The following is a 26,462-nucleotide window of genomic DNA, read 5'->3' as shown; positions in this document are numbered from 1 at the left end:
CTAGTGGAGCACGATTCACACGGGGTGTGAACGGAATGCCCGAACCGTCCTGCTGTGCACTCTGCCGCGCCGGGCCACCGCTCGCTTGAATGAGTGCCTCGCAAGAGGCGGCCGGGTCGTCGGCTCCCCCTCGTACAGTTCGACGACCCGCACCCGCGCCGTTCGTCCCGCCGGCCTGCCCGACACTCCGTGGCGGAACGGACGGCGCCGGACCGCACAGCCCACTGCCCCGATGACAGCCGGGCTCGAGTGCGGTCACCGGGCCGTCCTGCGAGAACAGAGAGGGGCGTATCCGATGGCCGGATACGCCCCTCTCAACACGGGTGCCTAGGCGCCGCGCAGCACCGCGCCGGTGCGCTCGGCGGCCAGGGCGACCGCGGTGTCGCGGGCCGCGGAGGCCTCCTCGACCGTGAGCGTACGGTCGGGGGCACGGAAGCGCAGCGCGTAAGCCAGGGACTTGTGGCCCTCGCCGATCTGCTCGCCGGTGAACACGTCGAACAGACGCAGCGATTCGAGCAGGTCACCTGCGCCTTCGCGCAGGGCCTTCTCGACCGCGTCGGCGGGCACGTCCGCGGCGACGACGAGGGCGACGTCCTGGGTCGCCACCGGGAAGGTGGAGATCCGGGGAGCCTGGAGCGCGCCGTCGACGGCCTGTTCCAGGACGTCGAGCTCGACCTCCATGGCGCAGGTCCGCTCGGGCAGGTGGAGCTCCTTGACGACGCGCGGGTGCAGTTCGCCCGCGTGCCCGAAGAGGGTCTCCTCGCCGTCGACCGTGACGTACAGCGCGGCACAGCGGCCGGGGTGCCACGGGGCGTGGCGGTCGGCGCGGACCGTCACCTCGACACCGGCCTCGCGGGCGATCGTGCGCGCCGCCTCGACGGAGTCCGCCCAGTTGGACGGACGGCCCTTGCCCCACCAGCCCGCCTGCTCGCGGGCGCCCGCGAGGACGACGGCGGCACGGCGGGGCTGGCGCGGCAGCGTGGCGTCCAGGCCGGCGATCTCCGCGTCGGTGGGCCGGCGGTCGACGGGCAGCCGCGGGGCCTTCGTCTCCTCGCCGGTGGGCCTGAAGACCAGCCCGGTCTCGAAGAGCGCCAGGTCGTGGCTGCCGCGGCCGTCGTTGCGCCGCAGTGCGCCGAGCAGGCCCGGCAGCAGCGTGGTGCGCAGCGCCGGCTCCTCGTCGGAAAGCGGGTTGACGAGGTCGACCGTGCGACGGCGGGCGTCGTCCTGCTCCAGCCCGAGCTGGTCGAGGACGGCAGCACCGATGAACGGGTAGTTCAGCGCCTCGACGTAACCGGCGCCGGCGAGAGCCCGGCCGATCCGGCGGTGCAGCCGCTGGCGGTCGGTGAGCCCGCGTCCGGAGGGCGGCGTCGGCAGGGTGGACGGGAGGTTCTCGTACCCCTCCAGCCGGATGACCTCTTCGGCGAGGTCGTTCGGCGCGGTGAGGTCCGGACGCCAGGACGGCACCGTGACGATCAGCTCGTCCTGCCCGTAGACGTCGCAGCCCACCTCCTGCAGACGGCGTACGACGGTCTCGCGGCCGTAGGCGACCCCCGCCACCCGGTCGGGGTGGTTCGCGGGCATCGCGATGGTGCGGGGCGCGGACGGTGCGGTGATCTCGGTGACGCCCGCCTCGGCCGTGCCGCCCGCCAGGAGGACCAGCAGGTCGACGGTGCGCTGCGCGGCAGCGGCGGCGGCCTGCGGGTCGACGCCACGCTCGAAGCGCTTCGACGCCTCGGAGCTGAGCCTGTGACGGCGTGCGGTCCGGGCGATGGTGATCGCGTCGAAGTGCGCGGCCTCGATGACGACCTCGGTGGTGCCGGCCTCCTCGGCCGTGTCCGCGATCTCCGTGTCGGCGCCGCCCATGACGCCCGCGAGGCCGATCGGCCCGCGGTCGTCGGTGATGACCAGGTCCTGGGCGTCCAGGACGCGCTTGGCACCGTCGAGCGTGGTGAGCTTCTCGCCCTGCTGGGCGCGGCGCACACCGATCGGCCCGTTGACACGGCTGCGGTCGTAGGCGTGCAGCGGCTGGCCGAGTTCGAGCATCACGTAGTTCGTGATGTCGACCGCCAGCGAGACGGTGCGCATCCCGGCCTTCTGCAGCCTGCGCTGCATCCAGATCGGGGAGCGCGCCTCGGGCCGCAGGCCCGTGACGGTGCGCGCGGTGAATTTGCTGCAGCCGATCGGGTCGGACACCCTGACCGGGTAGCCGTGGGCGTTGGGCGGGGGGACGTCCAGGAGCGCGGGGTCGCGCAGCGGCAGCCCGTAGGCGATGGCGGCCTCGCGGGCGACGCCGCGCATCGACAGGCAGTAGCCGCGGTCCGGCGTGACGGCGATGTCGAGGACCTCGTCGACGAGCTCCAGGAGCTCGATCGCGTCGGTGCCGGGCTCGAACTCCGGCGGCAGCACGATGATGCCGTGCGTGCCGTCGTCGCCCATGCCGAGCTCGTCGGTGGAGCAGATCATGCCGTGCGACGTCTTGCCGTACGTCTTGCGCGCGGCGATCGCGAAGTCACCGGGCAGCACGGCGCCCGGGAGGACCACGACGACCTTGTCGCCGACCGCGAAGTTGCGGGCGCCGCAGACGATCTCCTGCGGCTCGCCGGTTCCGTTGGCGTCGCCGACGTCCACGGTGCAGAAGCGGATGGGCTTCTTGAAGCCCTCCAGCTCCTCGATGGTCAGCACCTGTCCGACGACGAGGGGGCCCTTGAGCCCGGCGCCGGTCTGCTCGACGGCCTCGACCTCGAGGCCGACGGTGACCAGCTTGGCCTGTACGTCACGGCCGGATTCCGTCACCGGCAGGTCGACGTACTCCCGCAGCCAGGAAAGCGGGACGCGCATCAGATCTCCATCCCGAACGGCCGGGTGAACCGGACGTCACCCTCGACCATGTCTCGCATGTCCTCTACGTTGTGGCGGAACATCAGCATCCGTTCGATGCCGAACCCGAAGGCGAATCCGCTGTACTTGTCCGGGTCCACACCGCAGGCGACGAGCACCTTCGGGTTGACCATGCCGCAGCCGCCGAGCTCGATCCAGCCCTCGCTGCCGCAGGTGCGGCAGGGGCGGTCCGGGTTGCCGACGGACTCGCCGTGGCAGACGTAGCAGACCATGTCCATCTCGGCGGACGGCTCGGTGAACGGGAAGTAGTTCGGCCGCAGCCGGGTGCTCACCTCCGGGCCGAAGAGCGCCTGGACCATGTGGTCGAGGGTGCCCTTGAGGTCGGCCATGGTGAGGCCCTCGTCGACGGCCAGCAGCTCGATCTGGTGGAAGACCGGGGTGTGCGTGGCGTCCAGCTCGTCCGTGCGGTAGACCCGGCCCGGGCAGACCACGTAGACGGGGGGCTTGCGGCTGAGCAGCGAGCGCGCCTGGACGGGCGAGGTGTGAGTCCGCAGCACGACACCGGACTCGTCGTTTTCGGCGCCGTCCGCGCCCCGGACGAAGAAGGTGTCCTGCATCTGGCGGGCCGGGTGGTCCGGCACGAAGTTCAGGGCGTCGAAGTTGAACCACTCCGCCTCGACCTCGGGGCCTTCGGCGATCTCGTAGCCCATGGCCACGAAGACGTCGGCGACGCGCTCCATGATGGTCGTCAGGGGGTGGCGCGCGCCGGCCGGGATGCGGTCGTAGGGCAGCGTGACGTCCACGGCCTCCTCGACGAGCACCCGGGCGTCACGCTCGGCCTCCAGCTCGGCCTGCCGGGCGGCCAGCGCCTTGGAGACGGCGCCGCGGGCCTGGCCCACGCGCTTGCCGGCCTCGGCCTTGGCCTGCGGGGGCAGCGCGCCGATCTCGCGGTTGGCGAGCGACAGGGGGGAGGTACCACCGGTGTGCGCGGTCTTCGCCTGGGCGAGCGCGTCGAGGTCGCCCGCGGCGGCGAAGGCGGCGAACGCCTCGTCCCGCATGCGCTCGATCTCTTCCGGTTTCAGTGCCTCGACCTCGACTGGGTCGTACGACTTGTTCGGTGCCGACATCTCTTCCCGTGCTTCCGATTGGCTGATACTGCGCTGAACCGGGGACACCCCGGACCCCGCGGTCCCCGCTCGACGACCGAGGACGCAAAGGTGCCAAAGGTCGAGTCTACGGTCCGCGGGACGGCGAGGGAGCCCGTGGGCGGCTCAGGCCCCCTGGGTCAGGTAGGCCGGCGCGCTCACGGGCAGGATAAATCGGAACTCGGCTCCGCCGCCGGGCCCGCGGGCGACGGTGATGGTGCCGCCGTGCGCCTCGACGATGCCTTTGACGATGTACAGGCCCAGGCCGGTCCCGCCCCGCTTGCTCCCCCGCCAGAAACGGGTGAAGACGCGGGCCATCGACTCCTCGGGGATGCCGGGTCCTTCGTCGCTCACGGTGACTGCCGTTCCGCTCTCGTCGCTCTTCGCCGGTGCGGGCGCAGGGGCGATCTCAATGGTGACCGTCCCCTCGCCGTGGCGCACCGCGTTTTCGAGGAGGTTGCCGAGTACCTGGTCGACCTTGTCGGGGTCGGCCCAGAGCATGGGCAACGGCTGGCGGGTGTGCACGAGGAAGCGGTCGGGTGCCTGGCCGTTCGCGGTGTGTGCCTGGATGTGCCGTTCGACGGCCGCGGAGATGTCCACGGGCTGACGGCGCAGTTCCAGCCGTCCGGAGTCGATCCGGGAGATGTCGAGGAGTTCGGCGATGAGCCGGGTGACACGGTTGGCGTCCGCGTCGACGGTTTCCAGCATGAGGCGCTTCTGGTCGTCGGTGAACCTCTCCCACTTGGCCAGCAGCGTCGCGGTGAAGCCCTTGACCGACGTGAGGGGGGAGCGCAGTTCGTGGGCGACGGTGGCGATCAGTTCGGCGTGGCTGAGCTCGGTACGGCGCCGGGCCTCGGTACCGCGCAGCGAGACGATGAGCCGGCGGACGGGCCCGGTGGGGCTCTCCCGCACGTAGCGGGCGGAGACGAGGACCTCGCGGCCACCGGGCAGCAGCAGGTTGTGCTCGGGCTGGCCGGTGCGGGTGGCGAGCCCGTCGTACGGATCGGTCAGGGTCCACCAGCGGCGTCCCTTGAGGTCCTCGAGGGGCAGGGCCCGGTCGAGCGGCAGGCCGATGGCGGCGGCGGCGGGCGTGGCGGTGATCCGGGCGGCTGCCGCGTTGAAGCAGATGACGCGTCCGGCGGCGTCGGCGACGACGAGGCCGTCGGGCAGGTCGTCCGGGTGGATGCCGAGGGCGGAACCCCCGGTGGCCGGGTCCTCGCCGGCTCCGTCGGTCAGGGCGCGCGCGGGGGGCGTGTGTGCCGCTCGCGACCCGCTCGTACCGACAGCCATATCCCGTACCCCACCTCTCGAACCGGTGCAGTGGGCCCCCGAGTTCGTCACCCTACTAGGCGTCGGCGGACGAGCGACACCCTGCGGCGGCGCGACGGCGCCTGTGGCCGGTATCGAGCGGCCGGGTCCCGGCCCGCGGGGCTCTCAGGCGGTGCGGCGCGGGCGCTGGGCGCGAGCGGAGGCGTAGAGGCACACGGCTGCGGCGGTGGCGAGATTGAGGCTCTCGGCCTTGCCGTGGATCGGCACCCTGACCACCGCGTCCGCCAGGGCGCGCGTCTCCTCCGGCAGACCCCAGGCCTCGTTGCCGAACACCCAGGCGGTGGGCCCGCCCATCGTGCCGGCGTCGAGTTCGTCGTCGAGGTCCCTGTCGCCCGCGCCGTCCGCCGCCAGAATGCGCACACCGGCGTCCCGCAGGCCTTGGACCGCCTGCTCCACGGGGACGCCGACGGCCACCGGAAGGTGGAAGAGCGAGCCGACGGAAGCCCGTACCGACTTGGGGTTGTAGAGGTCGACGGAGGCGTCGGTGAGGACGACGGCGTCCGCCCCCGCGGCGTCCGCACAGCGCAGGACCGTGCCCGCGTTCCCGGGGTCGCGCACGTTCGCGAGGACGGCGACCAGGGTGGGCTTCGCGGCGAGGACGTCCGCGAAGGGCGAGTCCAGGAAGTGGCAGACGCCGATCAGGCCCTGCGGGGTGACCGTCTGCGAGATGTCGGCGAGTACGCCGGCGTCCGCGAGGCTCACGCGGGCGCCCGCGTCATGGGCGGCGCCGATGATGTCGGCGTACCGTTCGGCCGCCTCGACGGTGGCGAAGAGCTCGGTCAGCGTGGGCCGGCCGTCGTCGCCGCGGTGCGCGGCGGCCTCCCGCACGGCCTGCGGTCCCTCGGCGATGAACCTGCGCTCCTTGCCACGGAAGTTGCGCCTGGCCAGTCGGCGTGCGGCGGCGATTCGCGGCGATCGCGCGGAGATCAGTTCGGGGGTGCCCATGGTCGGCGGCGAGCCTCTCTGCGTAAGTCGGCTTCTGTGCGTACGTTTCTCCGCGTACGGCCGACTACGTACGCGATACGTGGTGGAACGCACCGGACCCGCAGACGGCACACGCCTGCGGGTCCGGCTCGAAACGCTGGAACGTCGGAAGTGCTGCCCGGATCAGGCGGCCTTCGGAGCGTTGACGTCGCTCGGGAGGGCCTTCTGGGCGACCTCGACGAGAGCGGCGAACGCGTTGGCGTCGTTGACCGCGAGCTCGGCCAGGATCTTGCGGTCCACCTCGATGTTGGCGGCCTTCAGACCCTGGATGAGGCGGTTGTACGTCATGCCGTTCTGGCGGGCGGCCGCGTTGATGCGCTGGATCCAGAGCTGACGGAAGTCGCCCTTGCGCTTCTTGCGGTCGTTGTAGTTGTAGACCAGGGAGTGGGTGACCTGCTCCTTGGCCTTGCGGTACAGGCGCGAACGCTGACCGCGGTAACCCTTGGCGGCCTCGAGGATCGCCCGGCGCTTCTTGTGGGCGTTTACTGCCCGCTTGACGCGTGCCACTTTTAACTCCTTGCAGCGGGGCTGGGAATCACGTTGTCGACTCACCAAGCCCGGAAACGAATTGGTCCCGGTCGGATCGAGGTCGCACCTCCGGATCAACCGGAGGCCGCGGCCTCACTTGCCGAGAAGCTTCTTGACCTTCTTGGCGTCGGCCGGAGCCACGACGACCGTGCCGGTCAGCGAGCGGGTCTTCTTGGACGACTTGTGCTCGAGCAGGTGGCGCTTGCCGGCCTTCTCACGGAGCACCTTGCCGGAGCCGGTGATCTTGAAGCGCTTGCTGGCACCGCTGTGCGTCTTGTTCTTCGGCATAGCGCCGTTATCTCCTCGTCAGTGGCGCCCCTCACGGTGCGGGCACCGGACTGCAGGGGCGTCAGATCTTTGGGTGGTTCCCGAGGGACCCGGGGGCGCCTGGATGGCGACCCCCGGAGGTCACGACTCGGAAGGTGTCTCGGCCGGAGCCTCGGCCGCTGCGGCCGGGGCCTCAGCGGTGTCGCCCTCGGACTCGGCGTCGGGGGTGGACCCCTGGCGCTCCGCCTTGCGGGCGGCCTGGGCCTCACGGGCTTCGGCCATGGCTTCGGTCTTCTTCTTGTGCGGGCCCAGAACCATGATCATGTTCCGGCCGTCCTGCTTCGGGTTCGACTCGATGAAGCCGAGGTCCTCGACGTCCGAAGCGAGACGCTGGAGCAGTCGGAAGCCCAGCTCGGGACGGGACTGCTCACGACCGCGGAACATGATCGTGATCTTGACCTTGTCCCCCTGCTTGAGGAACCGGACGACGTGACCCTTCTTGGTGTCGTAGTCGTGCGGGTCGATCTTCGGCCGGAGCTTCATTTCCTTGATGACCGTGTGCGCCTGGTTCTTGCGCGCCTCACGGGCCTTCATGGCCGACTCGTACTTGAACTTCCCGTAGTCCATGAGCTTGCACACGGGGGGACGGGCTGTCGCCGCCACCTCGACCAGGTCGAGGTCGTACTCCTGTGCGAGCTCCAGGGCCTTGGCAAGCGGAACAATCCCGACCTGCTCGCCGCTGGGTCCGACAAGTCGCACCTCGGGAACGCGAATCCGGTCGTTGATGCGGGGCTCGGCGCTGATGGATCCTCCTCGGTAGCACCACGCGACCGCCTGGCGGACAGCCGCGTAACGTCTTCTGTGAGACCAACCGAGCCGGGTAAGCAAAAAGCCCCGGACGGGACACAGGCGGGGCTCCTGGAAATACCGGAACACCGCCGCGTCTACCGCGGGGCGCATCGGGCAGCTCCATCGTCCGTACGGAACGATGGTCGCCACCAGACCGGTGACCCGCCATCCGCTAGGACGGTCGGGTGGGAGATCGGAGCCTCCACTTGTGGGCCGAGCACATAGGTGTCCGGCCGGTCGTTACACCAGGTTAGCAGCCCGGTCGCGCGGGCGCTAATTCGTCCCCGGCGGCTCCCGCGGGAAGGACGCGCGCGGCCTGGCCTTATCGTGTGGGCATGAGCGACACGACCTCCCCCAGTACGGACAACCCCGGCTTCGACGACATGGCCCGCGACATCGCGGAGGTCCCCGCGGTCGAGGTGATCGTGACCGTGGCGGTCAACCTGATGAGCGCGGCGGCCGTGAAGCTCGGCCTGACCGAGGAGGGTGAGCAGCACAAGGACCTCGACGAGGCCCGCAAGCTGGTCCACGCACTGGCGGGGCTGCTCGACGCGAGCACCACCGAGATCAGCACCTTCCACGCCTCGCCGCTGCGCGACGGCCTGAAGTCGCTCCAGCTCGCCTTCCGTGAGGCGTCCCTCGTACCGGACGAGCCCGGCCAGGGCCCCGGCGAGAAGTACACGGGCCCCGTCTACGGCTGAGGGCTGTCCCCTGTTCCCGCGCCCGCCGGGGAATGCGGGACCGCCCCTTGATCCCGCGCCCCGGCCCGTCCGCGCGTCCCTCCGAGCCCGCCGCCTGTCCGACAGGTGGCGGGCTCGAGTGCGTCAGCGGATGAACAGCGGTTCGCCGGGTGCCTCGGCACCGGCGGGCAACAGCGCCAGGTCGAGCCCCCGCACCAGCCGGGCACGCAGGACCTCGCTCGCGGAGAGCGCTTCGGCGACGCGGCGCGCGGCTTCGGCCGCCACCGCGTCCGGCGCGAGGACGAGTGCGAGGGTGCCGTCGGCCTGCCCGGGGCCGAGGTGCGCGCGGAGCACCGCGGACTCGGCGGCGACGGCCTCCCGCACCGCGGCGACGACGGCGGGGTCGTCCAGCGGGTCCGTGCTGGTCCGGTTCTCGGCCAGCGCCAGGAGCGCCGGACCGGTCAGCTCGAAGGCGACCGGTCCCGCCAGGTCGAGCACCACGGTGTCGGCCTTCTCGTGCGCGGCGGCCTGCAGCGCCTGGTGCAGGGGGACGGCGACGGGGCGCGCCCCGGGGTCCCAGAGGGCCAGGGAGGCGGTGGAGGTGAAGGCGGGCAGGGCACGCCGGTCACCGGCCTGCAGCGTCGGCACGGCCATGTCGCTGGTCTTCTCCCGGCGCAGCCCGCCACCCCTCTTCCCAGGAACTTGGTGCCCCTCCTCCACCTCCCCCAGCACGGCGACGACCGGCACGAGGAGCCGGGCGTCGCGCAGTGCCGCGAGGACGGGGCCGACGGCCGTCCGGTCCTCGGCCCAGGCGGCGAGGGCCGCCGTCAGTTCGGGCGAGGCGGTGCCGTCGTCGTCGGAGAAACCGGAGTCCGGGATGTTCTTGAGCGCCACAGGACGAGCGTAGTGGGTCGGTTCTCCCACGTCGGCGACAGGTCGGGCACCGGCTGCAGCCGGCGGCGCTGCCCGGCGTCGGGCCATGTCCCCTCACGAACGCGCGGGCCCGCCCTGTCCGGCCCGTGACCGCCGGCCTCCTGCGGCCGGCCGGCTCCGGCGCGGGAGGTTCGTATCCGGTGGGTCCTTCGCCGGATGACGTGGCCGCCGCCGTATCGTCCGCGTCGAGCCCGCCGGTCGCGGCGGGCCGGACCGGAGGAGCCCGAGGTGGATCTCGACGCGGAGCTGGCCGACGCGCTGGCGCCCCTGTTGGGCGGTGCCGACGTGTCGGTGGCCGTGCTGGACACCGAGAGCGGCGCGGGTGCCGCATACGGGAACGAGGCGTACGGCACCGCCAGCATCGTCAAGGTCGACATCCTGGCAGCGCTCCTGCTGAGTGCGCAGGACGAGGAGCGGAAGCTGAACGGCGCGGAGCTGGCGTACGCGGAGGCCATGATCCGGCGCAGTGACAACACCTCGGCCACCGAGCTCCTCAAGGTGATCGGTGGGGAGGAGGGGCTCGACGCGGCCAACGAGCGGCTGGGGCTGACCACGACGACGGCCGCCCACGCCTGGGGGCTGACCCGGACCACGGCCGCCGACCAGGTGCGGCTGCTGGAGGCGGTGTTCGGGGCGGACTCGGAGCTGACTCCGGCCTCTCGGGCCTACCTGGCCGAGTTGATGGAGCAGGTCGAGACGGGCCAGGGGTGGGGGGTGTCCGCGGCGGGCACGGACCGGGCGCTGAAGAACGGCTGGATGCCCCGCACGACGACGGGGCTGTGGGACGTCAACAGCATCGGTCGGGTGACGAGCGGCGGTCACACCCTGCTGATGGCCGTGCTGTCGCGGGGACACGCGACGAAGGAGGCGGGCATCGCCGTCGTGGAGTCCGTCGCGAAGGCCGCGGCCGGGGTGATGGGAGCGGTGGCCGCGTCGGGCTGACGGGGGGGGGGACGGTTCACGCTCCCCCGGCCTGGGGGCTTCCGGCGCGACCCCCGACCGGGCTCGCGGAACGGCGGCCCGGGTACGCAGCCCGTCCACCCGCGGCGCCCGGTGTCCGTCAGCGGGGCCCGCCGACTCCGGGGGCGTAACCCGTGTTCCGGCGGCCGGAGGTGTTCCTGCCCCGCCACAGCACGACGGCCAGGGCGAGGAGTACGGCTCCGAGACCGCCGGCCGTGGGCGCGAGCCAGCCGGCCCGGTCCTCGTCCTGACGCTCGGGGGTGGGGCCTGTGCCGAAGTACCGCTTGCCGTAACCGGCTTCGGCTGACCGGGCCTTCAGATCGTCGGGACGCGTCTTCGCACCCTCCTCGATCGCGGCGGCGGGGTCGACCAGGCCGTGACCGCGGGCGTCGTCACGCCCGCCGGTGGGTGAGTTGCGGGCGGTGTCCGCGAGCAGGGTCTTGATCTGGGCGGGTGAGAGGCCCGGGTGCGCGGCACGCACGAGCGCGACGGCGCCGGAGACGAAGGCCGACGCGGCCGAGGTGCCCCACTCGATGTAGTAGTGCCGGTCGGGGTTGGCGACGACGATGTCGACACCCGGGGCGCTGACGGTCGCGTACCAGCGACGGGTGGAGAAGGCGGCGTGTGTGCCGTACTTGTCCACGGCGGCAGCCGCGATCACACCGGGGTAGGCGGCGGGATAGGAGACCCTGTCGCCCTTTTCGCCGCTGTTGCCCGCGGAGGCGACGACGGCCACTCCCTTGCCGAGGGCGTACTGCACGGCGGCGTCCTCGCCGGGCTCGGGGTGGGCGGACTTGCTGTCGTCGCCGAGGGAGAGGTTGATGACGTCGGCGCCGTGGTCGGTGGCCCAGCGGATGCCCTCGGCGAGTGCGGTGCCGCGTGACTCGCGGGCCTTCGTGCGCGACGGGTCGTTGGATTCGAGGATCACCCGCACCGGCAGGATCTTCGCCCCGGGTGCTACGCCGAGGACGCCGTCCCCCCGTCCGGGTCCGTTCCCCCGGCCCGCGATGATGCCCGCCATCGCCGTGCCGTGCAGGGCCCACGAGCTGTCGCCGCGGCCGGCCCCGAAGCCTATGAAGTCCTTGCCGGGCAGCACCTGCCCGGCAAGGTCGGGGTGCTGGTCGTCGACCCCGGTGTCCAGGACGGCGACGGTGATGCCCTCGCCCTGGGTGGTCTGCCAGGCCCGGCCGGTGTGCAGGGCCTCCAGGCCCCACTGCTGGTCCCGGATCGCGTCCGCCCGTGCGGGCACGGCGGGCAGGACCGCGAAGGCGGCGGCCGTGGCCGCCGCGACGAGCGCCCGGCGCCCGGGGGGGCGGGTCACCGCGGCTTCTCCGTGAGCGTGGCGACGGTCCTGCGCAGGGCGCGCTCGATCCGGTCGGCGACGCCCTTCGCCTCGTGCCCGAGCCCGGCCTGGGCGGGGACCGTGGCGGCACCGGCGGCCATGGCTCCGGCGGCGGACTGCGGCTCGGCGACGGTACGGCCGTCGGCGAAGCCGGAGACAGAGAACACGACGACGGGCACCTCGGTCAGGACGTGGACCGTCCAGCTGGCGCGCTGTTGGTCGCCGAAGCCCGCGGCGGCGGTGCCCGGGACGGGGTGGGTACGGGGCATCAGGTCGGCGCGGTCACCGAGCTTCTGCGTGTCGAACCGTCTGGCGAGCGCGCTCATCGAGGTGGCGTCGGCCTCGGTGAAGACCAGGCCGACGGTCGTGACGCTGCTGCGGGTGGCGTCGGTGTAGGTCGCGCGCACCAGGCGCTCGCAGCCGACCGGGCCGAGCGTCCGCAGCAGCAGCGGGTCGAGCCCCGCCGCGCATCCGGCGTCACCGGCGACCCCGATCCGGGTCCAGACCCGGTCGGTGGCCCCGGGACCGGCGCCGTCGCCCTTCAGGGTGCGCGGGAAGAGGGTGTCGACGGGCACGCTGTGCCAGGCGGAGCGGCCCGCCGCGTACGCGTCGTCGGCGCCGGCTTCTGCCGCGGAGTCTCCGGTGAGCCAGCTCCCCGTGACGGCGCCCCCGACGAGCCCGAGGCCGAGCACCGCGCAGACCGCGGCGAGGACGGTCCTGGCAGGGCTTCCCGACTTGACGGGGCGCAGTCGCGTGGTGGTCTCGGCGGGAGTCTCCGCGTACGCGTGATAGGCCCCGGGCGGGGCGGGGGCGGCACCCGGGCGCGGGGTGAGGTCCACCGCTCCGACGGGCCGGCGCCGGGTGACGGGAGGGGGCACGGGTGCGGGCGGCACGGCCTGCAGCCGGGTGGTGGTCTCCGCGGGGCCGGGCTCGGTGCGCGGGCCGGGCGGTTCCGGTTCCGCGCGCGGCCGGGGCGGTGCGGGCTCGGTGCGCGGGGGCGGCGGGCCCGGTACGGAGGGCGGGGAGGACGGGCGGGGCGGCACGGGAGCGCGCTGCGCTTCGGTACTCATCCGTCCCCCTGGTCCGCGTCCCCGTACCGCACGGACCACCGTCGGGCACGGGCCCGTCCGTCCGTCGCGTGACGGTCACTCTACGGGGTGGTCGGCGCCCGGTGGGCACGGGAAGCAGGCTCCGGGGGGATCTGCACCTAACGTCCCCTACCCACGGGTACGACGGTCTGGCAAGCTGCGGCCATGACTGTCCGCACGGCTGACCGGGGCCGCTACGACCGGGCCACCGCCCATCTCGACGCGCCCCTGGCCGTCGTCGATCTAGATGCTTTCGACGCCAACGCCGACGACCTGGTGCGCCGGGCCGGCGGGAAGCCCGTCCGGGTGGCGAGCAAGTCGGTGCGCTGTCGCGCGCTGCTGGAGCGGGTGCTCGCACGTCCTGGGTTCGCCGGCGTCATGTCGTTCACCCTGGCCGAGTCGCTGTGGCTGGCACGGGCGGGGTTCGACGACGTACTGCTGGCCTATCCGTCCGCCGACCGGGCCGCCTACGCGGAACTCGCGGCCGATCCCAAGCTCGCGGCCGCCGTGACGGTGATGGTCGACGGTCAGGCGCAGCTGGAGCTGATCGACTCGGCGCGGGCAGGGGGCACCGAGGAGATCCGGGTCTGCCTGGAACTGGACACGTCGCTGCGGCTGCTCGGCGGCCGCGTCAGGATCGGCGCGCTGCGCTCCCCGCTCCGCTCCCCCGGCCAACTGGCCGACCTGGCACGCTCGGTGGCGCGCAGGCCCGGTTTCCGGCTGGTCGGTCTGATGGCGTACGAGGGCCATGTCGCCGGTGTCGGCGACTCGGTGGCCGGCCGGCCCCTGCGCTCGCGTGCGGTCAGGCTGATGCAGGCGGCGGCGCGGAAGGAGCTGGCGGCCCGGCGCGCGGAGGTCGTGCGGGCGGTCCGGGCGGTCACGCCGGACCTGGAGTTCGTGAACGGCGGTGGCACGGGGAGCGTGCAGCACACCGCGGCCGAGGCGGCGGTGACCGAGATCGCCGCCGGGTCAGGCCTCTACGTGCCCCGGCTCTTCGACAACTACACGTCGTTCACGGGCCGTCCGGCCGCCCTGTTCGCCCTGCCGGTGGTGCGGCGGCCGGGGGTGGGTGTGGTGACCGTGCTCGGCGGCGGCTACCCGGCGTCGGGTGCGCCGGGCCGGGACCGGCTGCCGGTGCCGTATCTGCCGGAGGGACTGCGCTACGACCCGCAGGAGGGCGCCGGAGAGGTGCAGACGCCCCTGCTCGGCGCTCCCGCGGACGATCTGCTCATCGGGGACAAGGTGTGGTTCCGGCACGCCAAGGCGGGCGAACTGTGCGAGCGCTTCGCGGAGTTGCGGCTGATCGAGGGAGACCGGATCACCGCGACCGTGCCGACGTACCGCGGTGAGGGCCTCACGTTCCTCTGAACCGCCCCGGCCCCGGGGCAGGGGCCGCCGGACCCCGTGTCCGGGTGTCCGAACGGCCCCGGGCCTCCTACAGCGGGGTCACGTACGCCCCCGAGATGCCGCCGTCGACGAGGAAGTCGCTGGCGTTGACGAACGAGGAGTCGTCACTCGCCAGGAAGGCGACGGCGGCCGCGATCTCCTTCGCCTCGGCGAACCGGCCCAGGGGGATGTGCACGAGCCGGCGCGCCGCCCGCTCCGGGTCCGTGGCGAACAGTTCCTGGAGCAGGGGGGTGTTGACCGGGCCGGGGCACAGGGCGTTGACCCGGATCCCCTCACGGGCGAACTGCACCCCGAGTTCCCGGGACAGCGCGAGGACGCCGCCCTTGGACGCGGTGTACGAGATCTGGGAGGTGGCGGCGCCCATCCGGGCCACGAAGGACGCCGTGTTGATGATCGAGCCGCGGCCCTGGCGCCGCATGTACGGGAGAGCTGCCTTGCAGCAGAGGTAGACGGAGGTGAGGTTGACGTCCTGGACACGCTTCCATGCCTCCAGCCCGGTCGTGAGGATCGAGTCGTCGTCGGGCGGTGAGATGCCGGCGTTGTTGAAGGCGATGTCGACGGAGCCGTAGGTGTCGTGCGCAGCGGCGAAGAGTGCCTCGACCTGGCCGGGGTCGGTCACGTCGACCTTGACGAAGATGCCTCCGACGTCCTCGGCCACGGCCCTGCCCGCACTCTCGTCGATGTCGCCGCAGACGACGTGGGCCCCTTCCGAGGCGAGCCGGTGCGCGGTGGCGAGGCCGATGCCGCTGCCCGCCCCGGTGATGACGGCGGTGCGGCCGGTGAGACGTCGGCAGATGTACCCGGTGTCGGTGCTCATGCGTGTTCAGGCCTCCGTGCCGATGAAGACGTTCTTGGTTTCGGTGAAGGCCGCGAGGGCGTCGGGCCCCAGTTCACGGCCGAGTCCGGACTGTTCGTACCCGCCGAAGGGAGTCCAGTAGCGGACGGCGGAGTGGGAGTTGACGGACAGGTTGCCGGCGCGGACCGCCCGGGTGACGCGCAGCGCCCGGCCCACGTCACGGGTCCAGACCGATCCGGCCAGGCCGTAATCGGTGGCGTTGGCCAGCCGGACGGCGTCGGCCTCGTCGTCGAAGGGCAGCACGACGGCGACCGGCCCGAAGACCTCCTGGGTGGCGACGGGCGCGTCGGGGGCGACGCCGGTGAGCACGGTCGGCGGGAACCAGAACCCGGGGCCGGTGGGTGCGCTGCCCCGGATGCCGTCCGCGTCCTCGGGCACGAGTGCGCGGACGCGTTCCAGCTGGGTCCGGGAGATCAGCGGGCCCATCTGGGTCTTCTCGTCCGAGGGGTCCCCGACGACCACGGCGGCGACCGCGGGCAGGAGGAGTTCGAGGAAGCGGTCGTACACGGAACGCTGGACCAGGATGCGGGACCGGGCGCAGCAGTCCTGACCGGCGTTGTCCAGGAAAGACATGGGCGCGGAGGCCGCCGCGGCCTCGATGTCGGCGTCGGCGAAGACGATGTTGGGACTCTTGCCGCCGAGTTCGAGCGTCACCCGTTTCACCCGTTCCGCGCACCTGGCCATGACCTGCTTGCCGACGCGGGTCGAACCGGTGAAGACGATCTTGGCGACGCCGGAATGCTCGACCAGGGCATTGCCCGCCACGTCCCCGGCGCCGGGCAGCACCTGGAAGAGGTGCTCGGGCAGCCCCGCGTCGAGAGCCAGCCCGGCCAGGTGCAGAGCCGTGAGCGGGGTGGTCTCGGCCGGTTTGAGGAGTACGGCGTTTCCGGCCGCGAGGGCCGGGGCAGCGCCCCACGCGGCGATCGGCATCGGGAAGTTCCACGGGGCGATCACGCCGACGACGCCGAGCGGTTCGAGGAAGGTGAGGTCGATCCCGCCCGGCACGGGGATCTGGCGTCCGGTCAGGCGCTCCACTCCTCCGGCCGCGTAGTCGAGCAGGTCCCGGACGTTCGCGGCCTCCCACCGGGCGTTGCCCAGGGTGTGGCCGGCCTCGGTGACCTCCAGCCGGGCCAGTTGTTCGGTGTGCTCGTCGACGAGCACGGCGAAGCGGCGCAGCAGGCGTGCCCGGTCGGCGGGGGCCAGCGCGGCCCAGGTCCGCTGGGCGGCGGCGGCGCGGGTGACGGCGGTGCCGACCTCGGCGGCGGTGGTGGCCGGGACGGTGGCGACGAGCTGCTCGGTAGCGGGGTCGAGGACGCGGTGCTCGTGGGTCAAGGGGTTCCTCACAGGCGTTCGAAGGAGCGGCGGAGTTCCCAGTCGGTGACCGCGGCGTCGAACGCCTCCAGTTCGACGCGCGCCATGTTGCGGTAGTGCGCGACGGTCTCGTCGCCGAAGGCCTCCCTGGCGACCTCGCTGGTCTCCCAGAGGCCGGCGGCATCGCGGAGCGTGGTGGGGACCTGGTCGTATCCGGCGGTGTAGGCGTTGCCCTCGCAGGCATCGGGGAGTTCGAGCGCGTTCTCGATGCCGTGGAGTCCGGCCGCGACGAGTCCGGCGACGGCGAGGTAGGGGTTGACGTCGCCGCCGGGCAGCCGGTTCTCGAAACGCAGGGATCGGCCGTGTCCGACGACGCGCAGGGCGCAGGTGCGGTTGTCGTGGCCCCATGCGACGGCGGTCGGGGCGAACGAGCCTGGCTGGAACCGCTTGTAGGAGTTGATGTTCGGGGCGTACAGCAGGGAGAAGTCGCGCAGGGCGGCGAGCTGGCCCGCGAGGAAGTGGCGCATCACGGGGGACATCGTCCCGTCGTCGCCCGCCATGACGCTGTGCCCGCCGGCGTCCTGGAGGGAGAGGTGGATGTGGCAGGAGTTGCCCTCGCGCTCGTTGAACTTGGCCATGAAGGTGAGCGAGACGCCCTCCTGCGCGGCGATCTCCTTGGACCCGGTCTTGTAGACGGCGTGCTGGTCGCAGGTGACGAGGGCCTCGTCGTAGCGGAAGACGATCTCGTGCTGGCCGGGGTTGCACTCGCCCTTAGCGGACTCGACGGTCAGCCCGGCGGCCGCCATCTCGTTGCGGATGCGGCGCAGCAGCGGCTCGATGCGGCCGGTGCCGAGGACGGAGTAGTCGATGTTGTACTGGTTGGCCGGTGTCAGACCGCGGTAGTCGCGGTCCCACGCCTGCTCGTAGGTGTCCTTGAAGACGATGAACTCGAGCTCGGTGCCGACGTGGGCGGTGAGTCCGTGCCCGGCGAGCCGTTCCAGCTGCCGCCGGAGGATCTGGCGGGGCGCGGCGGCTACGGGTGTCCCGTCCTCCCAGGAGAGGTCGGCCAGCACCAGCGCCGTGCCGTCGTGCCAGGGGACGCGGCGCAGGGTGGCGAGGTCCGGGCGCATCGCGAAGTCGCCGTAGCCGTTGGACCAGGAGGACATCGCGAAGCCGTCGACGGTGTTCATGTCCGTATCGACGGCGAGCAGGTAGTTGCAGCCCTCCGTGCCGTGTTCGAGCACCTCGTCCAGGAAGAACGTCGCCGCGAACCGCTTCCCCTGCAATCTGCCCTGCATGTCGGGGAAGGCGAGGACGACGGTGTCGATCTCACCGCTCGCGACGAGCCCACGGAGCTCCTCGACCTGGAGCGGGGGTGTTCGGTCTGCCACGGGATACTCCTCGGTCGGCCAGCCGGAAGGCTTAAGGTATGGGAGAAAACCATTGGGGGGAAGGGGATCGTGACGTGGCGGAAGAGAGCGGGGAAGCCGGGCAGCCCGAGCGGCTGCTGCCGGCGCTCGGGCCGGTGCGGGCGGGCAACGGCTTCGAGGAGGCGCTGGAGCGGATACTCCAGGTGGTCCGGCTCGGCCTGATCCCCGCAGGCGGACGGCTGCCCGCCGAGCGCGAACTGGCCGGTCTGCTCGGCGTCAGCCGCGTCACCCTGCGCGACGTGCTGAAGGTCCTCCAGGACCAGGGGCTGGTGGAGGCCAGGCGCGGCAGGTACGGCGGTACGTTCGTGCTGCCCCGGGCGGGCGGCGCCGACGGGGGCGAACTGCGCCGCAGGGTGGCGGACACCGACATCGAGGACGTGCTGCTCTTCCGCGAGGTGCTGGAGACGGGCGCGGCCGGGCTGTGCGCGTCGCGCGGGCTCGACGACGCGGGGGCGGACCGGCTGCGTACGGCTCTGGCGGCGACACACGAGGCACCTCTGCCCGACTACCGCAGACTCGACACCCTCTTCCATCTGACGCTGGCCGAGCTCTCGGGCTCCCCGTCGCTCGCCGCCCGGTACGCGGCGGTCCGGGCGACCGTCAACGACCTGCTGGACTGCATCCCCCTGCTCGTGCGGAACCTGGAGCATTCGCAAGCCCAGCACACGGCTCTCGTCGGGGCGGTGCTCGACGGCGACGAGGAGGCGGCCCGCGCCGTGACGCGGGAGCACTGCGCCGGGACGGCCGCGCTGCTCAGGGGCTTTCTGGCTTGATCCCGCTCTTCCGGATCACCGCTCTTGCGCCGCGGCCCGCTACGAACAAAGGTATGTCGCGACACCATTGCACCGGGCCGGCCCGCAGGCCGGCCGCCGGAGGGACCGCACCATGCACGAACCGCTCATCGGCGTGACGACCTATCTGGAGCCGGCGGCTCGCTGGGGCGTCTGGGAACTACCGGCCGCGGTACTCCCCTCGGCGTATCCGCGGCTGGTGCAGCGCTCCGGCGGCCTGGCCGCGCTGCTGCCGCCGGACGCCGCGGAGCGCGCCGCGGATGTCGTGGCCCGGCTGGACGGACTGGTCATCGCGGGCGGGGCGGACGTCGACCCCGGGCTGTACGGAGCTGAACGCGACTTCAGGACGGGCCCGCCCGCCCACGAGCGCGATTCCTGGGAGGTCGCCCTGCTCCGCGCGGCGAGGGCGGCGGGCACTCCGGTGCTGGGCATCTGCCGGGGCATGCAGCTGCTGAACGTCGCCCTGGGCGGCACGCTGACCCAGCATCTGGACGGCCACGCGGGCCCGTTCGGCAAGGCGGGGGTCCTCGGCGAGCACACGGTGACGCCGGTGCCCGGGACGCTGTACGCCTCGCTGGTCCCCGAGGAGGCGTCCGTACCGACGTACCACCACCAGGCCGTGGACCGGCTGGCGCCGGGCCTGGTGGTGTGCGCCCACGCGGCGGACGGCACGGTGGAGGCGGTCGAACTGCCGGGCGACCAGTGGGTGCTCGGCGTTCAGTGGCACCCGGAGATGGGCGACGACCTGCGCATCATGCGGGCCCTGGTGGAGGCGGCCCGTGCTGCTTCGGGAGCGGCGCGGCCCGTGGCGGAACGGGCCTGACGCACCCGCCGGTCACCCGCGCGGGCCGGTGTCCCGCGCTCCGCAGCACCGGTTCAGCCGCGCGCGGGTCCCGAGGGATGCGCGGTCAGGGAGAGCAGGTCCCGGGCCGGACCGGTGGGCCGGTGCCCCGCGGGCCAGACCGCGCGCAGCTGTCGGCGCAGCCGGACCCCCGCGACGGGGATCTCGACCAGGCGCCTGGCCGCGAGCTCCTCGTCGAGCGCGAGTTCGCTCAGCACGCACGGGCCGGCCCCGCTCTCGGCGGCCCCCTTGACCGCGGTGGTGGAGGAGAGCTCCAGCAGGGGGCGCGCCAGGCCGCCGTGCACGGCGAGCGCGGCGTGCAGCACCTGCCGGGTTCCCGAACCGGGTTCGCGCAGGATCAGCGGGGTCGCCGCGAGCTCCCGGGGACTCAGCTGCGTGCGCCGGCGGGCCCAGGGGTGCGGCGGGGCGACCACGACGACGAGGCGGTCGTGCGCGATGACGGTTCCGTCGAGCCCCTCCGGTACGGACAGGCCCTCGACGAAGCCGAGGTCGGCCTCGCCCGCGAGGAGTCGTTGCGCCACGGCGGCGGAGTTCCCGGCGAGCAGGGACACAGCCGTGTCGGGGCGCCCGGCCCGCAGGGCGATCAGCCACCCCGGCATCAGGTACTCCGCGATGGTCATGCTGGCGGCGACCCGGAGCCGGGAGTCCCGCCGGTCGCGCAACGCCTGCGCGCCCGCGTCGAAGGCCTCGGCCGCCTCGACGACCCGGCGCGCCCAGTCGGTGACGAGGGCGCCGGCGTCGGTCAGCCGGGAGCCGCGGGGTGAGCGGTCCAGGAGCGCGACGCCCAGCTGCCGTTCCATGGACCGGATGCGGCTCGACGCCGCGGGCTGGGTGATCCCCACCTCCCGCGCGGCGCCGCCGAGGCTGCCGTGCCGGGCGACCGCGAGCAGCAGGACCATGGCGCCCAGGTCGGGCACCCGGTGGCGCAGCCCGGGTGCGGCACCGGCCCCGGGCGGGGGAAGGGGGTGGCCGGGAGGCACCGGGGCGGCGGCGGGAGGGACCGAGGCGGACATAAATACAGCTTATGACCTCATAGGTCCGGACTCCCTGGTGGCCCGCACCCCGGCCGCCGAAAATGTTGGCATGGCCATCTATTCGCGGACCCGGACGCCGCACACCCCGCCCGTCACCGTCGCCGGCGCGGGCTCCGGCACCGGCGCTACCGCCCGGCGGCTCCCGTCCCTGCGGCACCTGGGCCCGAACTGGTACGCGACGGTCATGGGCACGGCGATCGTCGCCACGGCCGGCGCGGCGCTGCCCGTCCACGTGCCGGGGCTGCGCGGTCTCTGCGTCGTGGTATGGGCCGGGTCCGCGGTGCTGCTCGTCGCGGTGCTCGCGGCACGCGCCGGCCACTGGATCCACCACCGGGACCGGGCGAGGGCGCATCTCCTGGACCCCGCGGTGGCACCCTTCTACGGCTGCATGCCCATGGCGCTGCTCGCCGTCGGCGCGGGGACCCTCGCGGTGGGGCGGGACGTCGTCGGCCACCCGGCCGCCGTCGCCGTGGACACCGTGCTGTTCACGGCGGGCACGGTCGCGGGCCTGGCGGGCGCAGTCGTCATCCCGTACCTGATGGTCGTACGCCACCGTCCCCGGCCGGGCAGTGCCTCGCCGGTGTGGCTGCTGCCGCTGGTGCCGCCCATGGTCTCGGCGGCGGTCGGCCCCCTGCTGGTGCCCGAGCTGCCGCCCGGCCAGGGGCGTGAGGCGCTCCTGCTGGCCTGTTACGCGATGTTCGGGCTGTCCCTGCTGGCGACCCTCGTGGTCCTGCCGCTCGTCTTCGCGCGGCTGGTCCACGAGGGCCCGCTGCCGCTCGCGCTGACCCCCGCGCTCTTCCTCGTGCTCGGTCCTCTGGGACAGTCGACGACCGCCGTCAACCAGCTCGCCGACGTGGCGCCCGGGGCGATCGCGGCGCCCTACGCCCCCGCCTTCGGTGCGTTCGCCGTGCTGTACGGGGTCCCGGTGATGGGCTTCGCCCTGCTGTGGCTCGCCCTGTCCGGCGCGATGGCCGTCCGGGCGATGCGTCGCGGGATGGGGTTCACGATGACGTGGTGGGGGTTCACGTTCCCGGTCGGCACCTGCGTCACCGGCGCGGCGGGGCTGGCCCGGCACACCGGGCTGACCGCCTTCACCTGGCTGGCCGTGGCGCTCTACGCGCTGCTGGTCACCGCCTGGGCCTTCGCCGGCGCGCGCACGCTGGGCGGACTGTTCAGCGGAGCGCTGCTCGCAGCGCCCCGGCCGCTTCCGCCGGCGACGGTCCCTACCACGTGAGGTGCCGTCCGTCGACACGTAGCGCCCGGAGCCCGGGAAGGGCCTCGGGCCCGTCCGCGGCCGTGGAGCGGCCGGGCTCGCCGGGCAGCACGCCCGGCTCGGCGCCGGAGGCGCCCGTCAGCGCCGCGCGTCGTACGTCGCGTCGATGTGCTCGGCGACCGAGACGACCAGCAGCCGGGTACCGGGGCCGGTCGCCCGCCAGCGGTGGCGCACCCCGCCCGAGAGGAAGAGGCTGTCGCCCCGGCCGAGCCGGTGCGCCCTGCCCTCCGCCTCGACCTCGACGGCGCCCTCGACGACGTACATCACCTCGTCGTTCCGGTGCTGGAACTCACGGCCGAGGTCGTGTTCGCCGATGAACTCCAGGGCGCTGAGCTGATGGCGGCCGCGCACCAGGCGCCGCACACCGTCCTCGTCGTCCGCCCGCACGACGTCCACGGCGCGCGCCGAGTCCGCCGCCGCCCTCAGCCGCTCGGTCGTGGTCTCCAGCGCCTCCGCCACCCGGTCCAGCGACCGGGGGCTGGGCCTGGCCCGCTCGTTCTCGATCTGGCTGAGGAACGGCACGGACAGGCCACTGCGCCCGGCCACCGCGGCCAGGGTGAGTCCGAGGGTCCTGCGGCGTCGGCGAACCGCGGCACCCACTCGAAGGGCTTCCTTGTCGTCCATGTCCGGCTCCCTCCCCGGTTCACCATCCTCCCGGTTGCCAGCACCCTACGCATGTCGTTCGCGTGACGGAGGCGAAGCCGGCGAACCCGGGCGGACGGGAAACCTTCGGGGACTCCCTCCGACAAGCCTGAAGGGGACGGCCCGGGTTCGCTACCCGGGCCGTCCCCTTCGTCATGGCCTGCCGTGGACCGGGAGCGTCAGCTGACGGGCGCCAGCTTCGCCACGACGTCCGGGTTGGCGTCCATCCAGCGGCGGGCCGACTCCTTCTCCTTGCCGGCGCCGCCCTTCTGGAGCTCCACCTCGAGCGAGGCCAGCTGGTCCTCGCTGAGCTTGAAGTCCTTCAGCCACCCGGTCAGCTCCGGGAAGTCCTTCGCGAAGTCCTTCTTGGCGACCGTGTGGATCTGCTCGCCCTTGCCCCAGGCACCCTTCGGGTCCTTGAGCTTCTTCAGGTCGTGCTTGCCGTAGGCCCAGTGCGGCGACCACAGGGTCACCACGACCGGCTCCTTCTTCTTGATCGACCGGTTCAGCTCGGCGAGCATCGACGACGTGCTGGAGGAGACGACCTTGTACTCACCTTCGAGGCCGTACGCCTTGAGCACCTTCTTGTTCAGGGTGCCCATCATCCCGGCGCTCGACTCGATGCCGATGATCTTGCCGTTGAACTTCTTGCCCTGGCCCTTGAGGTCCTCGAGCGAGTCGATGCCCTTGACGTACGAGGGGACCGAGAGCTCCAGCGACGTCGGGCCGTACCAGGAACCGAGGTCCGAGAGGTTGTCCTTGTACCGGTCCCAGTAGTCCTTGTGCGTCGTCGGGAGCCAGGAGTCGAACTGGACGTCCAGCTGACCCTGCGCGAGACCCGTGTACAGCGGACCCGGGTCGAGCTGCTTGACCGTCGTCCTGTATCCCCGGTCCTCCAGCATGTTCTGCCAGAGGTAGGTGGAGGCGATGGCCTCGTCCCACGGGAAGTACCCCATGTTGACGGTCTTGCCCGCGTCCTTGCCCCGCTGCGAGCCGCCGCCCGGCACCGGCGCCAGCTTGTCGACGAGACCGGGGTTCTTCTTCAGCCAGGTGCGGACGCCGTCCTGCTCCTGGCCCTGACCGGCGTTCTGGATCTCGTTCTCGAGGCTCGTGAGCTGCTTCTCGGTGAGCTTGAAGTCCTTGAGCCACTTGGCGACGGCGGGCGACTTCTTCGCGAAGCCCTTGTGCGCGACCGTGTGGACCTCTTCGCCCTTGCCCCAGGCACCCTTCGGGTCCTTGAGCTTCTTCAGGTCGTGCTTGCCGTAGGCCCAGTGCGGCGACCACAGGGTCACCACGACCGGCTCCTTCTTCTTGATGGAGGCGTTGAGCTCGGCCAGCATCGATGAGGTGCTGGAGGAGACGACCTTGTACTCGCCCTCCAGGCCGTACGCCTTGAGCACCTTCTTGTTCAGGGTGCCCATCATCCCGGCGCTCGACTCGATGCCGATGATCTTGCCGTCGAACTTCTTGCCCTGACCCTTGAGGTCCTCGAGGGAGTCGATGCCCTTGACGTACGAGGGAACCGTCAGCTCCAGCGAGGTGGGCCCGTACCAGGAACCGAGGTCGTCCAGCTGGTCGCTGTACTTGTCCCAGTAGTCCTTGTGCGTGGTCGGCAGCCAGGAGTCCGTCTGGAAGTCGATGTCGCCGCGGGCGACACCGGAGTACAGCGGCCCTGCGTCGAGCTGGGTCATCCCGGTCTCGAAGCCGCGCTGTTCCAGGATCTCCTTCCACAGGAACGTGGAGGCGATGCCCTCGTCCCAGGGGATGTACCCCATGTTGATCTTCTGGCCCTTGCCGACGTCGGTGCTTCCGCCGGCCTGCGAGGCGCCCGAGTCCGAGGACCCCGCGATGTTGAGGCCGCCCGCGACGAGCGCGAGGACGACGACACCGGTCATCGCGATGGCGGTACCCGGCTTGTAGTGCGTGAACTTCAGCTTCCGGGCACCGGCGGCGACCTTGGCGGCGGCACGGCGGCCGAGCGGGGAGACCCGCTCGTTGAGCGCGCCGGTCATCCGGTCCAGGTACATGGCGAGGATGACGACGGCGATGCCGCTCTCGGCGGCGAGGCCGACCTGGAGCTGGGTGATCGCCGCGTACACCTTCTCGCCGAGGCCGCCGGCGCCGGCCATGCCGCCGATGACGACCATCGACAGGGCCAGCATGATGACCTGGTTGATTCCGGCCATGATCGTCGGCAGGGCGAGCGGCAGCTGCACCCGGGTGAGGGTGTGGTTGGGCCTGGTGCCGAAGGCCTCGGCGGCCTCGACCAGCTCGCCGTCGACCTGGCGGATGCCGAGCTCGGTCATCCGGACGCCGGGCGGCATCGCGAAGACGATCGTGGCGATGACACCGGGGGTGACGCCCACGCCGAAGAACATGACGCCGGGGATCAGGTAGACGAAGGCGGGCATCGTCTGCATGACGTCCAGCACCGGCCGCAGCGCGGCGCCGACCCTGCTGTTGCGCGCGGCCCAGATGCCGGTGGGCACCGCGATCACGATCGTGATGACGGCGGCCACGACGACCAGTGACAGCGTGTCCATCGCCTCGTCCCAGAGGGCGAGGGAATCGATGAACGCGAAGCCCACGAACGTGAGCACGGCGGGGATCACACCGCGCAGCCAGAAGGCGATGACGGCGAAGATGGCGGCCATCAGCAGCGGTTCGCCGCCGCCCAGCACGGCGTTCACGCCGTCGTACATCCCGCCGAGCACGGCCTTGATGGCGTCGAAGAACCAGGTGAGGTTCGACTGGAGCCAGTCGACCGCGTCCTCGACCCACGAACCGAAGGAGATCCTAGGCACCGGCGATCACCTTCTCCTCCGTGGCCTCGGGCCGGGCGGCCGGAACCCGGGTCTCGGCCTGCGGCTCGACCCTGGGATCCTCGCCGAGCGCCGCGAGCAGCCGCTCACGCGGGACGACACCTATGACGCCGCCCTCCGCGTCGGTGACGGCGACGTCCGCACCACTGGTCGAGCAGGGAGCGAAGAGTTCCGCGACGGGGGTGTCCGAAGCGACGGTCGCCGGCGCCTCGGCCAGCAGGTCCGCGTGGGAGACGCCCGCTCCGGGCGCCTCCATGATCGAACCGGCGGTGAGGACCCGGGAGCGGTCCACGTCCTGGATGAACGAGGCGACGTAGTCGTTCGCGGGCCGGACGAGGATGTCCTCGGCGGTGCCCTGCTGGACGATCTCGCCGTCTCGCATCACGGCGATGCGGTCGCCGAGGCGCATGGCCTCGTTGAGGTCGTGGGTGATGAAGACGATCGTCTTCTTCAGCCGCTTCTGCAGCTCCAGGAGCTGGTCCTGCATGTCGCGGCGGATCAGCGGGTCGAGGGCGCTGAAGGACTCGTCCATCAGCAGCAGGTCGGCGTCGGTGGCGAGCGCGCGGGCCAGGCCCACGCGCTGCTGCATACCGCCGGAGAGCTCGTCCGGCCAGGACTTCTCCCAGCCCGCGAGGCCGGTCAGCTCCAGTGCCTGGGCGGCCCGCTCCTCCCGTTCGGCGCGCGCCACGCCCTGGACCTCCAGGCCGTAGGCGGCGTTCTCGAGGACGCTCCGGTGGGGGAAGAGCGCGAAGTGCTGGAAGACCATGCTGATCTTGCTGGAACGTACGCCGCGCAGCTCGCGGGGGCTCAGGGCGGTGAGGTCCTGTCCGTCGAACAGCACTCGGCCGGCCGTCGGCTCCAGGAGCCCGTTCAGCATCCTCAGCAGCGTGGACTTCCCGGATCCGGAGAGTCCCATGACGACGAAGATGTGTCCCGGTTCCACGGTGAACGAGGCGTCGATCACCGCTGCGGTCGTTCCGTCGGCGCGCAACTCGTCGCGGTGGGCGCCGCCCTCGAGCTTCTGCACGGCTTGATCGGGTCGTCTGCCGAACACTTTGTACAAGTGCTCGGCTTGCAGCCTTGACACATAC

The 26,462-nt window shown here is 72.3% G+C and carries 23 protein-coding genes; 6 read left to right on the top strand and 17 right to left on the bottom strand.

Annotated elements, in window-relative coordinates; all coding sequences use genetic code 11:
* Positions 1-327: 327 nt before the first annotated feature.
* From pheT to infC, 7 genes are all read right to left on the bottom strand, one after another.
* Positions 328-2,838 (bottom strand): phenylalanine--tRNA ligase subunit beta, encoded by a 2,511-nt coding sequence (gene pheT, locus OG206_RS26645; protein ID WP_327120396.1) that lies wholly within the window; start codon positions 2,836-2,838, stop codon positions 328-330.
* Entirely contained in the window at positions 2,838-3,965 is a 1,128-nt protein-coding gene (gene pheS / locus OG206_RS26640) for a phenylalanine--tRNA ligase subunit alpha (RefSeq protein WP_327120394.1), read from the bottom strand. Before pheS ends, pheT begins: the two co-directional genes overlap by 1 nt.
* A gap of 144 nt (positions 3,966-4,109) precedes the next feature.
* Entirely contained in the window at positions 4,110-5,273 is a 1,164-nt protein-coding gene (locus OG206_RS26635) for a sensor histidine kinase (protein WP_327120392.1), read from the bottom strand.
* Between the two features lie 144 nt (positions 5,274-5,417).
* Positions 5,418-6,257: a TrmH family RNA methyltransferase gene (locus tag OG206_RS26630; protein WP_327120390.1), complete on the bottom strand. Its 840-nt coding sequence runs from the start codon at positions 6,255-6,257 to the stop codon at positions 5,418-5,420.
* Between the two features lie 162 nt (positions 6,258-6,419).
* On the bottom strand, positions 6,420-6,803 hold the full coding sequence (gene rplT, locus OG206_RS26625) for a 50S ribosomal protein L20 (RefSeq protein WP_007457565.1): 384 nt from the start codon (positions 6,801-6,803) through the stop codon (positions 6,420-6,422).
* Positions 6,804-6,917: 114 nt separating this feature from the next.
* Positions 6,918-7,112, bottom strand: coding sequence for a 50S ribosomal protein L35 (gene rpmI, locus OG206_RS26620; protein WP_099176763.1), 195 nt, complete (start codon positions 7,110-7,112; stop codon positions 6,918-6,920).
* Between the two features lie 120 nt (positions 7,113-7,232).
* Positions 7,233-7,895 (bottom strand): translation initiation factor IF-3, encoded by a 663-nt coding sequence (infC, locus tag OG206_RS26615; protein ID WP_327122418.1) that lies wholly within the window; start codon positions 7,893-7,895, stop codon positions 7,233-7,235.
* 380 nt (positions 7,896-8,275) lie between these two features.
* Here infC and OG206_RS26610 point away from each other — a divergent pair, with 380 nt between their 5' ends.
* Positions 8,276-8,641 (top strand): DUF1844 domain-containing protein, encoded by a 366-nt coding sequence (locus tag OG206_RS26610; protein ID WP_327120380.1) that lies wholly within the window; start codon positions 8,276-8,278, stop codon positions 8,639-8,641.
* A gap of 123 nt (positions 8,642-8,764) precedes the next feature.
* Here OG206_RS26610 and OG206_RS26605 read toward each other — a convergent pair whose 3' ends face one another.
* Positions 8,765-9,514, bottom strand: a complete 750-nt coding sequence (locus tag OG206_RS26605) for an SseB family protein (RefSeq protein ID WP_327120378.1) — start codon at positions 9,512-9,514, stop codon at positions 8,765-8,767.
* Positions 9,515-9,781: 267 nt separating this feature from the next.
* Here OG206_RS26605 and OG206_RS26600 point away from each other — a divergent pair, with 267 nt between their 5' ends.
* Complete coding sequence (locus OG206_RS26600) at positions 9,782-10,495, top strand: serine hydrolase (RefSeq protein WP_442805903.1); 714 nt, start codon at positions 9,782-9,784, stop codon at positions 10,493-10,495.
* A 118-nt stretch (positions 10,496-10,613) separates the two neighbouring features.
* On the opposite strand, the gene mycP is transcribed toward OG206_RS26600, so the two are convergent.
* On the bottom strand, positions 10,614-11,834 hold the full coding sequence (gene mycP / locus OG206_RS26595) for a type VII secretion-associated serine protease mycosin (protein WP_327120376.1): 1,221 nt from the start codon (positions 11,832-11,834) through the stop codon (positions 10,614-10,616).
* Positions 11,831-12,694 (bottom strand): hypothetical protein, encoded by an 864-nt coding sequence (locus tag OG206_RS26590; protein ID WP_327122417.1) that lies wholly within the window; start codon positions 12,692-12,694, stop codon positions 11,831-11,833. Before OG206_RS26590 ends, mycP begins: the two co-directional genes overlap by 4 nt.
* 414 nt (positions 12,695-13,108) lie before the next feature.
* Between OG206_RS26590 and OG206_RS26585 the strand changes: the two genes are divergently transcribed.
* Positions 13,109-14,311, top strand: coding sequence for an amino acid deaminase/aldolase (locus OG206_RS26585; protein WP_327120374.1), 1,203 nt, complete (start codon positions 13,109-13,111; stop codon positions 14,309-14,311).
* 67 nt (positions 14,312-14,378) lie between these two features.
* Here the strand turns inward: OG206_RS26585 and OG206_RS26580 are convergent, their stop codons facing one another.
* Genes OG206_RS26580 through OG206_RS26570 form a run of 3 tightly spaced genes read right to left on the bottom strand, consistent with a single transcriptional unit; the run spans position 14,379 to position 17,908 of the window.
* Positions 14,379-15,167, bottom strand: coding sequence for a 3-oxoacyl-ACP reductase (locus tag OG206_RS26580; protein ID WP_327120372.1), 789 nt, complete (start codon positions 15,165-15,167; stop codon positions 14,379-14,381).
* A 6-nt stretch (positions 15,168-15,173) separates the two neighbouring features.
* A complete protein-coding gene (locus tag OG206_RS26575) occupies positions 15,174-16,538 on the bottom strand; it encodes an aldehyde dehydrogenase family protein (RefSeq protein WP_327120370.1) in 1,365 nt (454 codons plus the stop codon).
* 8 nt (positions 16,539-16,546) lie between these two features.
* Positions 16,547-17,908 carry a glutamine synthetase family protein gene (locus tag OG206_RS26570; RefSeq protein WP_327120368.1) on the bottom strand — a complete coding sequence of 454 codons (1,362 nt, stop codon included), beginning with the start codon at positions 17,906-17,908 and terminating at the stop codon, positions 16,547-16,549.
* 74 nt (positions 17,909-17,982) lie between these two features.
* Here OG206_RS26570 and OG206_RS26565 point away from each other — a divergent pair, with 74 nt between their 5' ends.
* Together OG206_RS26565 and OG206_RS26560 are read left to right on the top strand one after the other, a co-directional pair.
* Positions 17,983-18,720: a FadR/GntR family transcriptional regulator gene (locus OG206_RS26565; RefSeq protein WP_327120366.1), complete on the top strand. Its 738-nt coding sequence runs from the start codon at positions 17,983-17,985 to the stop codon at positions 18,718-18,720.
* A 112-nt stretch (positions 18,721-18,832) separates the two neighbouring features.
* The gene (locus OG206_RS26560) at positions 18,833-19,561 is read left to right on the top strand and encodes a gamma-glutamyl-gamma-aminobutyrate hydrolase family protein (RefSeq protein WP_327120364.1); all 729 of its coding nucleotides are present in this window, start codon (positions 18,833-18,835) and stop codon (positions 19,559-19,561) included.
* Positions 19,562-19,614: 53 nt separating this feature from the next.
* Here the strand turns inward: OG206_RS26560 and OG206_RS26555 are convergent, their stop codons facing one another.
* On the bottom strand, positions 19,615-20,499 hold the full coding sequence (locus OG206_RS26555) for a LysR family transcriptional regulator (RefSeq protein ID WP_327122416.1): 885 nt from the start codon (positions 20,497-20,499) through the stop codon (positions 19,615-19,617).
* 184 nt (positions 20,500-20,683) lie between these two features.
* Between OG206_RS26555 and OG206_RS26550 the strand changes: the two genes are divergently transcribed.
* Positions 20,684-21,868 carry a TDT family transporter gene (locus OG206_RS26550; RefSeq protein ID WP_327120362.1) on the top strand — a complete coding sequence of 395 codons (1,185 nt, stop codon included), beginning with the start codon at positions 20,684-20,686 and terminating at the stop codon, positions 21,866-21,868.
* A 117-nt stretch (positions 21,869-21,985) separates the two neighbouring features.
* On the opposite strand, the gene OG206_RS26540 is transcribed toward OG206_RS26550, so the two are convergent.
* The 3 genes from OG206_RS26540 to OG206_RS26530 all read right to left on the bottom strand — a co-directional run bounded on the left by OG206_RS26540 (position 21,986) and on the right by OG206_RS26530 (position 26,458).
* Positions 21,986-22,531, bottom strand: coding sequence for a helix-turn-helix domain-containing protein (locus tag OG206_RS26540; RefSeq protein ID WP_327120360.1), 546 nt, complete (start codon positions 22,529-22,531; stop codon positions 21,986-21,988).
* Between the two features lie 197 nt (positions 22,532-22,728).
* Positions 22,729-25,353 carry an ABC transporter permease/substrate binding protein gene (locus tag OG206_RS26535; RefSeq protein WP_327120358.1) on the bottom strand — a complete coding sequence of 875 codons (2,625 nt, stop codon included), beginning with the start codon at positions 25,351-25,353 and terminating at the stop codon, positions 22,729-22,731.
* Positions 25,346-26,458, bottom strand: coding sequence for a quaternary amine ABC transporter ATP-binding protein (locus tag OG206_RS26530; RefSeq protein ID WP_327120356.1), 1,113 nt, complete (start codon positions 26,456-26,458; stop codon positions 25,346-25,348). Before OG206_RS26530 ends, OG206_RS26535 begins: the two co-directional genes overlap by 8 nt.
* Positions 26,459-26,462 lie beyond the last annotated feature (4 nt).

The sequence above is a fragment of the Streptomyces sp. NBC_01341 genome (assembly GCF_035946055.1).
GTDB lineage: Bacteria > Actinomycetota > Actinomycetes > Streptomycetales > Streptomycetaceae > Streptomyces.
The sequence above is the reverse complement of the archived record's forward strand: the minus strand, read 5'-3'. Positions and strand labels throughout refer to the sequence as shown.

Excerpts from the sequence above, each read along its gene's own strand:
- OG206_RS26630 (WP_327120390.1), bottom strand. The coding sequence starts at position 6,257 with ATGGGCACCCCCGAACTGATCTCCGCGCGATCGCCGCGAATCGCCGCC.
- OG206_RS26610 (WP_327120380.1), top strand. The coding sequence starts at position 8,276 with ATGAGCGACACGACCTCCCCCAGTACGGACAACCCCGGCTTCGACGAC.
- OG206_RS26560 (WP_327120364.1), top strand. The coding sequence starts at position 18,833 with ATGCACGAACCGCTCATCGGCGTGACGACCTATCTGGAGCCGGCGGCT.
- OG206_RS26550 (WP_327120362.1), top strand. The coding sequence starts at position 20,684 with ATGGCCATCTATTCGCGGACCCGGACGCCGCACACCCCGCCCGTCACC.
- OG206_RS26635 (WP_327120392.1), bottom strand. The coding sequence starts at position 5,273 with ATGGCTGTCGGTACGAGCGGGTCGCGAGCGGCACACACGCCCCCCGCG.
- OG206_RS26540 (WP_327120360.1), bottom strand. The coding sequence starts at position 22,531 with ATGGACGACAAGGAAGCCCTTCGAGTGGGTGCCGCGGTTCGCCGACGC.
- OG206_RS26555 (WP_327122416.1), bottom strand. The coding sequence starts at position 20,499 with ATGGTCCTGCTGCTCGCGGTCGCCCGGCACGGCAGCCTCGGCGGCGCC.
- pheS (WP_327120394.1), bottom strand. The coding sequence starts at position 3,965 with ATGTCGGCACCGAACAAGTCGTACGACCCAGTCGAGGTCGAGGCACTG.
- OG206_RS26580 (WP_327120372.1), bottom strand. The coding sequence starts at position 15,167 with ATGAGCACCGACACCGGGTACATCTGCCGACGTCTCACCGGCCGCACC.
- rpmI (WP_099176763.1), bottom strand. The coding sequence starts at position 7,112 with ATGCCGAAGAACAAGACGCACAGCGGTGCCAGCAAGCGCTTCAAGATC.
- pheT (WP_327120396.1), bottom strand. The coding sequence starts at position 2,838 with ATGCGCGTCCCGCTTTCCTGGCTGCGGGAGTACGTCGACCTGCCGGTG.
- OG206_RS26585 (WP_327120374.1), top strand. The coding sequence starts at position 13,109 with ATGACTGTCCGCACGGCTGACCGGGGCCGCTACGACCGGGCCACCGCC.